The sequence below is a fragment of the Enterococcus sp. DIV1420a genome (assembly GCF_051712165.1).
GTDB classification, from domain to species: Bacteria; Bacillota; Bacilli; order Lactobacillales; family Enterococcaceae; genus Enterococcus; species Enterococcus faecalis.
In genome coordinates this window covers 165,001-178,397 of the sequence record NZ_JBIOOI010000001.1, presented here as the reverse complement: position 1 = coordinate 178,397, position 13,397 = coordinate 165,001, and the positions used below count along the sequence as shown (strand labels likewise).

The window sequence follows — 13,397 nt, the reverse complement described above, 5'->3', positions numbered from 1 at the left end:
GCCAATGAAAAAAGTTTTAACGATTATCGCATTTGTTTTCTTAGGCATTTTAGCCGTTATTACGTTATTTCCATTTGTCTATATGATTTTAGCTGGTTTAATGAGTTACTCTGAAGCGACCAGCATGCCGCCAACCATGTTTCCAAAACAACCACAATGGCAAAACTACACAGAGGTCTTTCAAAAAGCACCCTTTCTTCGGTATTTCTTGAACACAGTCTTTGTTTCAGGCGTTACAACGATTGCTACGGTAGTCACCGCCGTTTTAGCTTCATTCGCGTTAACGAGTTTGAAGTTCCGTTTTAAAAATGTGGTCATTGCTTTGATGATTTCGTTGTTAATGGTTCCGTATGAATCTATTATTTTTACCAATTATCAAACGATTGCGCAATTAGGTTTGTTAAATACTTACAGCGCCTTAATTATTCCATTTTTAACTAGTATTTTTTATATTTACTATTTAAACGGTTATTTAAAAGGTATTCCTGATACTTTTTACAAGGCTGCCAAGATTGATGGCGCTAGTGATTTAGAATATATTTGGCGTATTTTAGTACCAATGTCAAAACCAGCGTTGGTAACAGTAGGGATTTTAACATTCATTTCTAGTTGGAATTCTTTCTTGTGGCCATTGTTGGTGACGAACGAGAAAAAATACCGTCTATTGAATAATGGACTATCGGCCTTTGCGACAGAGAGCGGTAGTGACGTACATTTACAAATGGCTGCTGCAACATTAACCGTTATTCCAATTTTAATTATTTACTTGATTTTCAGAAAAGAAATTATCAGAGGAGTTGCAAAAAATGGAATCAAAGGCTAAAACAACTGTGACTTTTCACAGTGGCATTTTAACAATTGGAGGAACCGTGATTGAAGTGGCGTATAAAGATGCCCACATCTTCTTTGATTTTGGTACAGAATTTCGACCAGAATTAGATTTGCCCGATGATCACATTGAAACCTTAATTAATAATCGTTTAGTGCCAGAATTAAAAGACTTATATGATCCACGTTTAGGTTATGAATATCATGGTACAGAAGACAAAGAGTATCAACACACCGCTGTTTTCTTATCTCATGCCCATTTAGATCATTCACGCATGATTAATTATTTAGACCCAGCTGTTCCGTTGTACACCCTAAAAGAAACGAAAATGATTCTAAATAGTTTAAATCGAAAAGGTGATTTTTTGATTCCATCACCGTTTGAAGAAAAGAATTTTACCCGAGAAATGATTGGTCTTAATAAAAACGATGTGATTAAAGTTGGCGAAATTTCAGTGGAAATCGTACCTGTTGATCATGATGCGTACGGTGCTTCGGCATTACTGATTCGCACGCCTGACCATTTCATCACATACACAGGTGATTTGCGCTTACATGGCCATAATCGTGAAGAGACTTTAGCTTTTTGTGAAAAAGCCAAACATACTGAATTATTAATGATGGAAGGCGTAAGCATTAGCTTCCCAGAACGTGAACCAGATCCAGCCCAAATAGCGGTTGTCAGTGAAGAAGATCTTGTTCAGCACTTGGTTCGTTTAGAACTAGAAAACCCGAATCGACAAATTACCTTTAATGGTTATCCAGCAAACGTGGAACGTTTTGCTAAGATTATTGAAAAGTCACCACGTACAGTCGTTTTAGAAGCAAATATGGCTGCGTTGTTACTTGAAGTATTTGGAATAGAAGTTCGTTATTATTATGCTGAATCTGGTAAAATACCAGAATTGAATCCAGCGTTAGAAATCCCGTATGACACGTTACTAAAGGACAAAACAGACTATTTGTGGCAAGTTGTGAACCAGTTTGACAACCTCCAAGAAGGTAGTTTATACATTCACAGTGATGCACAACCGTTAGGGGACTTTGATCCACAGTATCGCGTGTTTTTAGATTTGTTGGCTAAAAAAGACATTACTTTTGTCCGCTTAGCTTGTTCAGGACATGCAATTCCAGAAGATCTGGATAAAATTATTGCATTGATTGAACCTCAAGTATTGGTTCCAATCCATACGTTAAAACCAGAAAACCTGGAAAACCCGTATGGTGAAAGAATATTGCCAGAACGTGGCGAGCAAATTGTTTTATAAATTTTTTTAAGGGAGAGAAAAAAATGAAGTTCAAAACTCTAGCAACAACAGTGTTAGCAACCGCAGCTATTTTCGCATTGGGGGCTTGTGGTAACGGTAATGGGGCCAAAGAATCAAACGATATTGTGAAAGAAGTGAAGGAAGATACGACAATCACTTTCTGGCATGCAATGAATGGGGTTCAAGAAGAAGCGTTAACAAAATTAACGAAAGACTTCATGAAAGAAAATCCAAAAATTAAAGTGGAATTACAAAATCAATCTGCTTACCCAGATTTACAAGCCAAAATCAATTCGACTTTAACTTCACCAAAAGATTTACCAACAATTACGCAAGCGTACCCAGGCTGGTTATGGAATGCTGCACAAGATGAAATGTTAGTGGACTTAAAACCATATATGGATGATGACACAATCGGCTGGAAAGATGCAGAGCCAATTCGTGAAGTATTATTAGACGGCGCCAAAATCGACGGCAAACAATACGGCATTCCATTTAATAAATCGACAGAAATGTTATTCTATAATGCTGATTTGTTGAAAGAATATGGTGTTGAAGTACCGAAAACATTAGAGGAATTAAAAGAAGCTTCTAAAACAATTTACGAAAAATCCAACAAAGAAGTCGTTGGTGCTGGTTTTGACTCGTTAAATAACTATTACGCAATTGGAATGAAAAACAAAGGCGTTGATTTTAATAAAGACTTAGATTTAACAAGCAAAGATTCACAAGAAGTCGTGGACTATTACCGTGATGGTATCGAAGCAGGTTACTTCCGCACAGCTGGTTCAGATAAATATTTATCTGGCCCATTTGCAAACAAAAAGGTAGCAATGTTTGTCGGTAGTATTGCTGGTGCTGGTTTTGTTCAAAAAGATGCTGAAGCTGGTGGCTATGAATACGGTGTTGCACCACGTCCTGAAAAAATCAACTTACAACAAGGAACAGATATTTATATGTTCGATAGTGCTACGCCAGAACAACGGACAGCGGCATTTGAATTCATGAAATTCTTAGCAACGCCTGATTCACAATTGTACTGGGCACAACAAACAGGTTATATGCCAATTTTAGAATCTGTTTTACACAGTGATGAGTACAAAAATTCTAAGACAACCAAAGTACCTGCACAACTTGAAAACGCAGTAAAAGATTTATTCGCTATCCCAGTAGAAGAAAATGCTGATTCAGCCTATAATGAAATGCGGACAATTATGGAAAGTATTTTTGCTTCATCAAATAAAGACACGAAAAAATTATTGAAAGATGCAACATCACAATTTGAACAAGCATGGAACCAATAATCAATAAATAAACAGACGTGGGAGGTTGGGATCTGAGTCGTTATGGCTCGTGTTCTAACCTTCCTGTTCTTTTGGGCGGAAGAAGGAGAGAAACAAAATGCAAATAAAAATTTTAGCAACAAGTGATATGCATGGGTACATTATGCCAACAAGTTATAGTGAAAAAAAGATGGATTTGCCTTTTGGAACCGCAAAAGCAGCAACCATGCTGAAAAAGTTACGGGCGTCTGCCAAAGGACCAGTTTTTCAAATTGAAAATGGGGATTTTATTCAAGGTTCGCCGCTTAGTTACTACGTAAGAAAAGCAGAAACACATTCAGTGGAAGCCATCACTAAAATCATTAATCAAATGAATTATGATGTTAGCATTTTAGGTAACCATGAATTTAATTACGGATTAGATTATTTAAAGGAAACGATTGCCAGTTATCAACAGCCAGTTTTAGCTGCCAATATTCTTGGTAAAGATGGACAACCTTATTTCGGTCAGCCGTATGTCATCATAGAAAAACAAGGGGTTAAAGTAGCCATTCTTGGCGTGACGACTCAATATATTCCTCATTGGGAACAGCCGGCAACAGTCAAAGATTTAACGTTTAAAAGTGTCGTTGAAACAGCGGCAGAATACGTGCCAAAACTGCGGGAAGAAGCGGACCTAGTTGTTGTCGCTTACCATGGCGGTTTTGAAAAAGATTTAGAAACAGGGGAACCCACGGAATTACTAACAGGAGAAAATGAAGGCTACGATTTATTGGAAAAAGTTCCTGGGATTGATGCCTTAGTCACGGGTCACCAACATCGAGAAATTGCTACAAAACTGAATGGAATACCTGTGATTCAACCAGGTTTTCGAGGAGCTTTCGTTGGAGAAATTACTTTAGAAATTGAACCTATGGCTAAAGGCTATCGCGTTATTGGAAGTGACGCAGCTATTCATCCTGTTGGAAACGAACAACCAGATACAGAAGTTTTAGCTTTGACAACAGCGTTACATGACGAGGTAGAAGAGTGGCTTGACCAACCAGTGGGAAATGTGGAAGGGGATATGACGATTCAAAATCCGAATGCCGTACGCCTCAAAGAACATCCATATATAGAATTTATTAATAACGTCCAAATGGCTTCAAGCGGAACGGATATTTCAGGGACTGCACTTTTTAACAATGAAGGCAAAGGATTTAATAATCAAATTACGATGCGCGATATCATTACCAACTACATTTATCCAAATACTTTGGCTGTATTGCGTGTCACTGGACAAGACCTCCGTGAAGCGTTAGAACAAAGCGCTACTTATTTTGTGTTAGAAAAAGGCCAACCAATTTTTAACCCGAAATATGTCGATCCAAAACCACAATACTATAATTATGATATGTATGAAGGCATTGAGTATACGCTTGATTTAAGACAACCGTTTGGTGAAAGAGTGACGAAACTTAATTATCATGGCAAAGCAGTGCAAGCAGAAGATGTTTTGGAAATCGTGACAAATCAATACCGAGCAGTCGGTGGCGGAAACTATCAAATGTTCCAACCTGAAAAAATTATTCGAGAAATTCAAATTGATATGACGGAACTGATTGCAGAATATTTAAAAAAACATCCAATCATTCAAGCGTCGACAAATGATAACTTCAAGGTTATCTGGTAAAAAATAGCAAAAAAAAGCCTTCAACCATGCAATTACTTGAAAGATGGTTGAAGGCCTTTTTTGAGTTAATAGCCTTTTTTTAAGGAAACTTGGTTTTTGACGAGGGTCTGATCCGTCACAAATTGATTTAAGTTTGGAATAAAAATCGCCAGTAATTTTGATTTGAACTTCGGTGTCATGCCAGAAATATGAGGTGTTAATAAAACATTCTGCATCTCCCATAAAGGGCTATCTTCGGGAAGAGGTTCTTCTTCAAAGACATCTAAGGCAGCAAAAGCAATGGTTTTATTGTTTAAGGCAGTTATCAAATCGTTCGTTGCTACTGAGGCGCCTCGACCAACATTTACGAAAATTGTTTCAGGAGCCATTTTTTCAAAAAGTGCCTGATTGTATAAATGTTTTGTTGTTTCAGTCAAAGGAAGAATGTTCACAACAATGGACATTTCATGGATAATTTTACTCATATTCTTCTGTGAATAGCATTCAATGAAGCCTTCCGTCACATGTCCAGAGGTATTCACGCCATAAACTTGAAGATTTAAACCTTTAGCAAATTTAGCTAATTGTTGTCCGATTTGCCCGGTGCCTACGATTAACATTTTTTGCCCAGAAAGTTGTTGATAGGAAGGGGCTGTTTGATTCCATGTGTGTTGCATTTGTTGTTGGATACTTTCTTGCAGTCCGCGGGTATGTGCTAATAAAACGCCTAAAACATGTTCTGAGATAGAAACACTATGGATTCCGCTACCATTAGACAACAGAATGCCTTTTTCTCTTAATTTATCAAAATCCATATAATCAGCACCAGCAGAAATGAGCTGAATCCATTTTAGGTGACTAGTATCAGAGGCTAATAAACGCGGACCAATTTCTTTATGCCAGCCTAACATAATTTCGATTGCCTCTTCTTCAGCAGAGGATAAATGATCGGTAGATGTTTTAACTAGATAATTGGGCGCCACAGCTTTCACTTGTTCCAGTTGTTCTTCATTGAATACTTCATTTAAATAAATAATTGGTTGGTTCATCTTTCTTCCTCCTAGCACTTTTTATTGTATCAAAAATAAATTTAAAAGAGAAAAAGAAAGGCTTTTCAGTAAAGCAGAAAGCCAAGGACAAAAATCCGATTTAGATTTTTGTCCTTGGCTTAAAAACTGCTAAAGTCCAGTGCTAACCTTATTTAGGTACGCCGTTTTCAAATAAACTTGTACTATGAACTGGTTGACGTCGAGCATCGGGCCGTAAGTAATGTAAAGCATTATTTACGGCAGTAGGTGCCTCACCAAAGCCTGTAGCGATTAATTTCACTTTTCCCTCATAGGAACAGATATCCCCTACAGCGTATACACCAGGAATGTTAGTTGACATATCGGAATGAACATTAATAGCATTTCTAGAAACGTCTAATCCCCATTCTTTGAGGTGTGTTAAAGAAGAAGTGAAGCCATAATTGATAATTAAATCATCCAGAGGGAGATCCAATGTTTGGTCACCTTTTGTCTCCGTTAATTGGATGCCTGTGAACGTTTCATTTTCCTTTAAAATATCACTAATGATATAAGGAGTTCTGATAGAAACGCTAGATTTTTCCAGTTGTTCCACGCTATGTTCATGGCCGCGAAATTGTGGGCGACGATGGATAATAGATACTTCTTCTGCAACGTTTTCTAGCATTAAAGCCCAGTCAATTGCGGAATCGCCGCCACCAGCAATCGCAACTTTTTTGCCAGCGAATTTTTTCATGTCAGTCACATAATAATGGATTGACTCACCTTCAAAGGCTTCAACATTTTCGATAGCTAAACGTCGAGGTTGGAAAGCGCCGTTACCAATCGCAAAGATAACCGTTTTAGAATAATGTGTGCCTTTAGTTGTGTCTAAGCGCAAAAGTCCATCTGCTTCCTGTGCAAGGTGTGTGACCTCTTCTTCCAAACAAACATCGTGCTGAAATGGCTGCATCTGTTTTTCCAAATTGGCAATTAACTCACCGGCTTTAATAGCAGGGAATCCAGGAATATCATAAATATATTTTTCGGGATACAGCATTGTTAGCTGACCACCTAATTGCGGCAGGCTATCAATGATTTTCGTTTTCGCTTTACGAATTCCCGCATAAAAAGCGGCAAATAATCCAACAGGACCGCCGCCGATAATCGTTAAATCATAAATATCTTTTTCATCAGACATTTGAAAATTCCTCCTAATTCATTTAGGGTTGAGACAACTATTGATCGTTTTGCGAACACTTCACAAAATAGCACGGCTTTTCGAAAAAAGCAAGTTTGGCTAACGAATCAAAGCATTCTTTAATCATTGGAAAAAGATCATAGCAATTTTCAGCATTTTTCGATATGATGGAACTATAAAATAATTATCTAGGAGGACATTCTCATGTCACAATTTCCACAATTAGATTTAGAAAATGCTAAAGGCCCAAAAGCGGTCATTAAAACAAACCGAGGCGACATCACTGTTCAATTATTCCCAGAACAAGCGCCTAAAACGGTTAAAAATTTTGTTGAATTAGCGAAAAAGGGCTACTATGATGGCGTTATTTTCCATCGTGTGATTCCTGATTTTATGATTCAAGGCGGTGACCCAACCGGAACAGGAATGGGCGGCGAAAGTATTTATGGAGAAGCATTTGAGGATGAATTTTCTCGGGATGTTTTCAATTTGCGCGGCGCATTGTCAATGGCAAATGCTGGTCCTAACACAAATGGCAGCCAATTCTTTGTTGTTACTAATCAAAATGTTCCAGCTCAAATGATGAGTCAGTTAGAAGACGCTGGTTTTCCAGAAGAAATTATTGAAGCTTACAAACAAGGCGGAACACCTTGGTTAGACTTCCGTCATACTGTTTTTGGTCATGTTGTTGATGGTATGGATGTAGTGGATGAAATTGGTGGAGTCCAACGGGATGCCCAAGACCGTCCAACATTTGACGTCGTGATGGACACAGTTGAAATCATTGGTGAATAAGTTTAACCAATTGAAAAAGAGAGTACCAACGAGGGACAAATTCGTTGGTACTCTTTATTTTTTTCTTAAAACGACTAACTTTTTTTTAAAAGCATCCAAATCTCTTCTTTTAATGAAGTCTTTATAGGATACTGAGTTAAAGAATAGAAGGAGAGGAAGCAAATTTGTTAGAAAAATACAGATATCCAATGGCCTTGGCTTTGTTTGCAGTAATACTCCCATTTATAGGAACGTTTTTTACGTATGTAGATCAGCAAGGAATCGTTCATGAACCAGGATTTTATACAATCATAATTGGAGAAATTTTACTTCTATTTTCAGGTATCTGGTTCGTCAGAGTTTATTTAACTAAACGCAAAAGAAAGAATTAAAAACAGCTGTCCTAAAAACTAGGACAGCTGTTTTTAATTAAAGGCTTTTTTGATACGTAAAAGGCCTTCTTCGAGAGTTTCTTTTGAACAAGCTAAGTTTAAACGCATGTGTTGAGAACCTTGGGGACCAAAACTAATTCCTGGATTTAAAACCACTTTCCCCTTATGAATTAAGGTATCGCGAAGTTCTCGATCCGTTAGTGAATAAGAACTAAAGTCTAACCATAAAAGATAGGTTCCTTCAGGCTCCATTACACGAACGCTAGGCAGCTCTTCACGGAAAAAGGAAAGGGCAAAATCAATATTTTCTTTTAAATAATCCAGTAACGCCGTTAGCCATTCTTCCCCTGTTTGATAGGCAGCTGCCGTTCCAACGTAGCCAAAAGTATTGATGCCGCCTTGATGATTTTTGTCTTGTAAAGATACGAAAGATTGCCGTAGTTTTTCATTAGGAATGAACAGCATTGAATTTTTAATCCCCGCTAAATTAAAGGTTTTCGTTGCCGCGGTTAAGGTAACAGTGAATTCCTTAAATGCTTCATCAGCGACAGTGAAGGAAGTGAAGGTATGCGGTTTGAAAATCAAATCCTGATGAATTTCATCGCTAACCACAGTTACTTGGTGTTTTTGGCATAAACGGCCAATTGCTAGCAATTCTTCTTTTGTCCAAACACGTCCACCAGGATTATGGGGATTACAAAAAAGTAACAGTTTCACCTTTTCTTCGATTATCTGTTGTTCCATTTTAACCAAATCAACTTCATAATGTCCGTTAACTTCTAGTAAGGAATGTCGCACGAGTCTACGCTCATTTTGTTTTACCACATCTGCAAAAGGGGGGTAGACTGGATCACAAATCATGACAGAATCAGCAGGTGCTGTATACGCTTGAACGGCTGTGGCCAAACTGGGTACCACGCCACTATTAAACAAAATTTCTTCTTTTTCAACAATCAATTGATGGTGTTGCCGTTGCCAATCTTGAATTGCTTGATACAGTTCATTAGGTGCAATCGCATATCCTAGAATGCCCTGTTCAATAACTTGTGACAAGGCATCAAGAATAGGCTGATGTACTTTGAAATCCATATCAGCAACCCATAAAGGTAGTAAATCTTTTTCGTGGTAACTCGTTTCAACGGTGTCCCATTTAACACAATTCGTGTGGCGACGATCAATGGTTTCATTAAAATTAAACATAAGATAACTCCTTTTCTTCTATATAAAGTCTTACTTCCTATAGTATAGTAGATTTTGCTTAAAAGATGAAACAATACTTTTAACAACTAGGGAAGAAATAATGCACAAACGTTGAAAAAATGCTATTATTTTAAATGAGTAGAAACGGAAAAAGAAATTTATCGTATGAAAAGAGGAAATTTGATGAAGTACAAAATTGGTATGGTACTTTCTGGCACAATTACCGGACTTCAACCATATGGCGCATTTGTTTCTTTAGACGAAGAAACACAAGGACTGATTCATGTTTCGGAAGTACAAGCTGGCTTTACTAAAAATATCCATGGACTCTTAACCGTTGGACAAAAAGTAACCGTTCAAGTTATTGATGTTGATGAATATTCTCAAAAGATTAGCTTATCTTTACGAACCCTTGAAGACAAGGTTCATTCAGTGAACCATCGACGCAAAAAATATTTTACGGATAAGAATAAAAAAATTGGCTTTGCAACCTTAGACAAAGAACTTCCAGAATGGATTGATGAAGCAATGGATAAGTTGCTTGAAAAATAATTCTGTATTTTTTCAGAAAGTGTGTTACAATTTCTTTTGTTAGTGAATCTAAAAATTAATTGAGGTGGATGTCGTGTCTAACAAAAAAGTCGCTGGAACAATCATACTGAACTTAAACGATGGTAGTAAAAAATTTTTGATGCATCCAATAGGTGAAGCGATTGAGTTTGCGATGGCAAAAGTTTCTGATGAGATGACGGGTTTAGCTAGTATGCTACAATGGTTCAAAGAAGAGGTTCAATTGGACGTTACTTCAATTAGCTTAGTAGAATTAACTAACGCGCATATCAATAAAGAAAATGTTCCGCTGTTTGTCTTCGAGATGGATGAACAAGCACTTAAAAATGAAATGGATAAAGACTATACATGGGTAGCACCTGCAGAATTAAAAACGATTTGGTCAAAATATCATATTGAAGGTGTCCCAATGTTTTAAACAAAAAAGAAAGAATCTGTCGATAATCGAACAGATTCTTTCTTTTTTTATGTTGGACGTAAAAAAGTTAATCGAACTATTTCAAATATATGATTCAAATTGTTCGATTTTTAGTAAGGAATTAAACTGTTTTGATAGACAATTAGGATTTAAAAAGTTTAAAAACGAAATAATTGAAAAGAATGAAAACAGATTGAAAACTTCTTTTAATTTTTTTGAAAAAAAGTGTTGACCAAATATCAAAATCTTGATATATTATTACATGTCGCAAGGCGAGTCACACAGCTGAGCGATTCAGAAATCAATAATTAAATAACAATTCTTGATTTCAAATCTCTCGAAAAAAGTTTGAAAAAACAACAAAAAAGTTGTTGACAAATAACAAACGAGATGATAAGATATAGAAGTTGTCATAACAGGCAACAACAACCGAGCAAAACAACTTAAAAAAACTTTTTTAAAAAAGTTCTTGACATCCGAACGAAAGTTTGTTATGATATAAAAGTTGCTGCGAGGTAACGTAGACCTTTGAAAACTGAACAAAGAATAGACGAACCAAATGTGTAGGGCGTCTTGATTCAATTCAAGACAACAAACATTTTTAACAAGCAAGCAATATGCTAGCAAACAAATTGAGCTTAACAATCGCAAGATTGTTCTAACTTTTATTATGAGAGTTTGATCCTGGCTCAGGACGAACGCTGGCGGCGTGCCTAATACATGCAAGTCGAACGCTTCTTTCCTCCCGAGTGCTTGCACTCAATTGGAAAGAGGAGTGGCGGACGGGTGAGTAACACGTGGGTAACCTACCCATCAGAGGGGGATAACACTTGGAAACAGGTGCTAATACCGCATAACAGTTTATGCCGCATGGCATAAGAGTGAAAGGCGCTTTCGGGTGTCGCTGATGGATGGACCCGCGGTGCATTAGCTAGTTGGTGAGGTAACGGCTCACCAAGGCCACGATGCATAGCCGACCTGAGAGGGTGATCGGCCACACTGGGACTGAGACACGGCCCAGACTCCTACGGGAGGCAGCAGTAGGGAATCTTCGGCAATGGACGAAAGTCTGACCGAGCAACGCCGCGTGAGTGAAGAAGGTTTTCGGATCGTAAAACTCTGTTGTTAGAGAAGAACAAGGACGTTAGTAACTGAACGTCCCCTGACGGTATCTAACCAGAAAGCCACGGCTAACTACGTGCCAGCAGCCGCGGTAATACGTAGGTGGCAAGCGTTGTCCGGATTTATTGGGCGTAAAGCGAGCGCAGGCGGTTTCTTAAGTCTGATGTGAAAGCCCCCGGCTCAACCGGGGAGGGTCATTGGAAACTGGGAGACTTGAGTGCAGAAGAGGAGAGTGGAATTCCATGTGTAGCGGTGAAATGCGTAGATATATGGAGGAACACCAGTGGCGAAGGCGGCTCTCTGGTCTGTAACTGACGCTGAGGCTCGAAAGCGTGGGGAGCAAACAGGATTAGATACCCTGGTAGTCCACGCCGTAAACGATGAGTGCTAAGTGTTGGAGGGTTTCCGCCCTTCAGTGCTGCAGCAAACGCATTAAGCACTCCGCCTGGGGAGTACGACCGCAAGGTTGAAACTCAAAGGAATTGACGGGGGCCCGCACAAGCGGTGGAGCATGTGGTTTAATTCGAAGCAACGCGAAGAACCTTACCAGGTCTTGACATCCTTTGACCACTCTAGAGATAGAGCTTTCCCTTCGGGGACAAAGTGACAGGTGGTGCATGGTTGTCGTCAGCTCGTGTCGTGAGATGTTGGGTTAAGTCCCGCAACGAGCGCAACCCTTATTGTTAGTTGCCATCATTTAGTTGGGCACTCTAGCGAGACTGCCGGTGACAAACCGGAGGAAGGTGGGGATGACGTCAAATCATCATGCCCCTTATGACCTGGGCTACACACGTGCTACAATGGGAAGTACAACGAGTCGCTAGACCGCGAGGTCATGCAAATCTCTTAAAGCTTCTCTCAGTTCGGATTGCAGGCTGCAACTCGCCTGCATGAAGCCGGAATCGCTAGTAATCGCGGATCAGCACGCCGCGGTGAATACGTTCCCGGGCCTTGTACACACCGCCCGTCACACCACGAGAGTTTGTAACACCCGAAGTCGGTGAGGTAACCTTTTTGGAGCCAGCCGCCTAAGGTGGGATAGATGATTGGGGTGAAGTCGTAACAAGGTAGCCGTATCGGAAGGTGCGGCTGGATCACCTCCTTTCTAAGGAATATTACGGAAATACACATTTCGTCTTTACTTTGTTCAGTTTTGAGAGGTCTACTCTCAATCAAATAAATTCGGGGCCTTAGCTCAGCTGGGAGAGCGCCTGCTTTGCACGCAGGAGGTCAGCGGTTCGATCCCGCTAGGCTCCATTGATAGCTTTTGCTATCAGATTCGTTCATTGAAAACTGGATATTGAAGTAAAAAGAATCAAAACAAACCGAGAACACCGCGTTGAATGAGTTTTTAATAAGTTCAATTGCTTATTTATTGATTAACCTTCTATCGCTAGAAGAAGTGATCAAGACCCAACCGTAAGGTTGATAAGGTTAAGTGAATAAGGGCGCACGGTGGATGCCTTGGCACTAGGAGCCGATGAAGGACGGGACTAACACCGATATGCTTTGGGGAGCTGTAAGTAAGCTATGATCCAGAGATTTCCGAATGGGGGAACCCAATATCTTTTATAGGATATTACTTTTCAGTGAATACATAGCTGATTAGAGGTAGACGCAGAGAACTGAAACATCTTAGTACCTGCAGGAAGAGAAAGAAAATTCGATTCCCTGAGTAGCGGC

12 protein-coding genes, 1 tRNA gene and 2 rRNA genes (1 of these 15 running past the window's edge) are annotated in these 13,397 nt (G+C 39.0%); 12 read left to right on the top strand and 3 right to left on the bottom strand.

The features are described from left to right. The first annotated feature begins 4 nt into the window (after positions 1 to 4). The 4 genes from IGI80_RS00955 to IGI80_RS00940 all read left to right on the top strand — a co-directional run bounded on the left by IGI80_RS00955 (position 5) and on the right by IGI80_RS00940 (position 5,051). Entirely contained in the window at positions 5 to 823 is an 819-nt protein-coding gene (locus IGI80_RS00955; protein ID WP_002355144.1) for a carbohydrate ABC transporter permease, read from the top strand. Further along, positions 807 to 2,096, top strand: a complete 1,290-nt coding sequence (locus tag IGI80_RS00950; protein WP_128437924.1) for an MBL fold metallo-hydrolase — start codon at positions 807 to 809, stop codon at positions 2,094 to 2,096. Before IGI80_RS00955 ends, IGI80_RS00950 begins: the two co-directional genes overlap by 17 nt. Before the next feature lie 23 nt (positions 2,097 to 2,119). Beyond that, positions 2,120 to 3,400 carry an extracellular solute-binding protein gene (locus IGI80_RS00945; protein ID WP_002359172.1) on the top strand — a complete coding sequence of 427 codons (1,281 nt, stop codon included), beginning with the start codon at positions 2,120 to 2,122 and terminating at the stop codon, positions 3,398 to 3,400. Positions 3,401 to 3,497: 97 nt separating this feature from the next. Further along, on the top strand, positions 3,498 to 5,051 hold the full coding sequence (locus IGI80_RS00940) for a bifunctional metallophosphatase/5'-nucleotidase (RefSeq protein ID WP_002406273.1): 1,554 nt from the start codon (positions 3,498 to 3,500) through the stop codon (positions 5,049 to 5,051). Positions 5,052 to 5,116: 65 nt separating this feature from the next. On the opposite strand, the gene IGI80_RS00935 is transcribed toward IGI80_RS00940, so the two are convergent. Beyond that, positions 5,117 to 6,079 carry a phosphoglycerate dehydrogenase gene (locus IGI80_RS00935; RefSeq protein WP_002355148.1) on the bottom strand — a complete coding sequence of 321 codons (963 nt, stop codon included), beginning with the start codon at positions 6,077 to 6,079 and terminating at the stop codon, positions 5,117 to 5,119. Between the two features lie 148 nt (positions 6,080 to 6,227). After that, entirely contained in the window at positions 6,228 to 7,238 is a 1,011-nt protein-coding gene (locus IGI80_RS00930; protein WP_002368301.1) for an NAD(P)/FAD-dependent oxidoreductase, read from the bottom strand. A 204-nt stretch (positions 7,239 to 7,442) separates the two neighbouring features. Here IGI80_RS00930 and IGI80_RS00925 point away from each other — a divergent pair, with 204 nt between their 5' ends. Then, a complete protein-coding gene (locus IGI80_RS00925) occupies positions 7,443 to 8,033 on the top strand; it encodes a peptidylprolyl isomerase (RefSeq protein ID WP_002355150.1) in 591 nt (196 codons plus the stop codon). Positions 8,034 to 8,197: 164 nt separating this feature from the next. Further along, positions 8,198 to 8,404, top strand: a complete 207-nt coding sequence (locus IGI80_RS00920) for a DUF3955 domain-containing protein (RefSeq protein WP_002359175.1) — start codon at positions 8,198 to 8,200, stop codon at positions 8,402 to 8,404. 33 nt (positions 8,405 to 8,437) lie between these two features. Here IGI80_RS00920 and IGI80_RS00915 read toward each other — a convergent pair whose 3' ends face one another. Then, positions 8,438 to 9,604, bottom strand: a complete 1,167-nt coding sequence (locus IGI80_RS00915) for a MalY/PatB family protein (RefSeq protein WP_010821090.1) — start codon at positions 9,602 to 9,604, stop codon at positions 8,438 to 8,440. Positions 9,605 to 9,787: 183 nt separating this feature from the next. Here IGI80_RS00915 and IGI80_RS00910 point away from each other — a divergent pair, with 183 nt between their 5' ends. The 6 genes from IGI80_RS00910 to IGI80_RS00885 form a co-directional block, all read left to right on the top strand. Further along, a complete protein-coding gene (locus IGI80_RS00910) occupies positions 9,788 to 10,156 on the top strand; it encodes a CvfD/Ygs/GSP13 family RNA-binding post-transcriptional regulator (protein WP_002365178.1) in 369 nt (122 codons plus the stop codon). A gap of 64 nt (positions 10,157 to 10,220) precedes the next feature. After that, positions 10,221 to 10,592: a hypothetical protein gene (locus IGI80_RS00905; RefSeq protein ID WP_002385270.1), complete on the top strand. Its 372-nt coding sequence runs from the start codon at positions 10,221 to 10,223 to the stop codon at positions 10,590 to 10,592. After that, positions 10,576 to 10,824, top strand: a complete 249-nt coding sequence (locus IGI80_RS00900) for a hypothetical protein (protein ID WP_002387756.1) — start codon at positions 10,576 to 10,578, stop codon at positions 10,822 to 10,824. The genes IGI80_RS00905 and IGI80_RS00900 overlap by 17 nt, the downstream gene beginning before the upstream one ends. A gap of 434 nt (positions 10,825 to 11,258) precedes the next feature. After that, positions 11,259 to 12,819: ribosomal RNA gene (locus IGI80_RS00895) — 16S ribosomal RNA — on the top strand. A gap of 79 nt (positions 12,820 to 12,898) precedes the next feature. Further along, positions 12,899 to 12,971 (top strand) — tRNA-Ala (locus IGI80_RS00890). 175 nt (positions 12,972 to 13,146) lie between these two features. Beyond that, positions 13,147 to 13,397, top strand: a 23S ribosomal RNA gene (locus IGI80_RS00885); it runs 2,662 nt beyond the window's last position. The 16S and 23S rRNA genes sit together here with 1 tRNA gene alongside, the layout of an rRNA operon.